The organism is Planktothrix paucivesiculata PCC 9631, assembly GCF_900009265.2.
GTDB classification, from domain to species: Bacteria; Cyanobacteriota; Cyanobacteriia; order Cyanobacteriales; family Microcoleaceae; genus Planktothrix; species Planktothrix paucivesiculata.
Map to the genome: position 1 here is coordinate 1 of NZ_LR735053.1, position 1,024 is coordinate 1,024.

Annotated in this window: 1 protein-coding gene; it reads left to right on the forward strand. The window is 39.9% G+C overall.

Annotated elements, in window-relative coordinates; translation table 11 throughout:
* Positions 1-1,024 (forward strand): RNA-guided endonuclease InsQ/TnpB family protein (locus PL9631_RS25570; protein WP_197046517.1); only part of this gene is annotated, 1,024 nt, incomplete at both ends.

Here is a 1,024-nt window from a genome sequence, read left to right on the forward strand (position 1 = left end):
TTGTCGCTCTCAATTTGTCTACCGCTTACAAAAACTTCTTTGAGAAACGGGCAAGATTACCTCAATTCAAATCCAAGCATGGCAGACAATCAATCAGTTATCCCCAAAGTGTTAAATTTGAAGGGGATTACCTGAAATTACCCGGTAAAGTGGGGTTAATTTATTGTCGTCGCCACCGAGAATTTAAAGGGCTAATCAAAACCGTTACTATCTCAAAGAATCGTGATGGGAAATACCACGCATCGGTGTTAGTTGATGACGGTAAGGAAATACCTAATTCATCAACCAATGGAAAAGCAATTGGCATTGACTTAGGATTAACACACTTGGCAATCACCAGCGATGGAGATAAATATAGTAACCCCAAACACTTTGCTAAACATCAACGCAATTTAAAGCGAAAACAACAAAAATTATCTCGTAAACAAAAGGCTTGCACTGAGCGTAGTCGAAGTGGAAGTAATAGTAGACAAAAAGCAAGATTAAAAGTTGCCAAAGTCCACGCTAAGATTGCTCGTGGCCGAGAAGATTTTCTACACAAGCTATCCCGCAAGATAGTTGACGAAAACCAAGTGATTGCTGTAGAAAATCTAGGAGTTAAAAATATGGTTAAAAACCATAAACTAGCCAAGTCAATTAGCGATTGTGGTTGGGGAATGTTTGGTACAATGCTCAAGTACAAAGCCGAAAAAGAAGGGAAAACCTATATCGAAATTGATCGGTTTTTCCCTTCTTCTAAAACTTGTAACGTCTGTCTAAATCAAGTCGGTAGTTTACCACTTGATATTAGAAGTTGGACTTGCGAACATTGTCAAACTACCCATGACCGTGATATTAATGCGTCGATCAATATCAAAAATGAAGCCTTGCGGATACTTCGACTATGCTCAGTACAAGTTTTATCGTTGGGAACCAGCGATACTGCTAGTCTGAGGGGATGTCAGTCACCGGAACAAACTTCTGTTTCTTCTGATGCTATCCCCGTTGATGCTAGAAGCCCACACTTACTCGTAGAGAAGTGTGG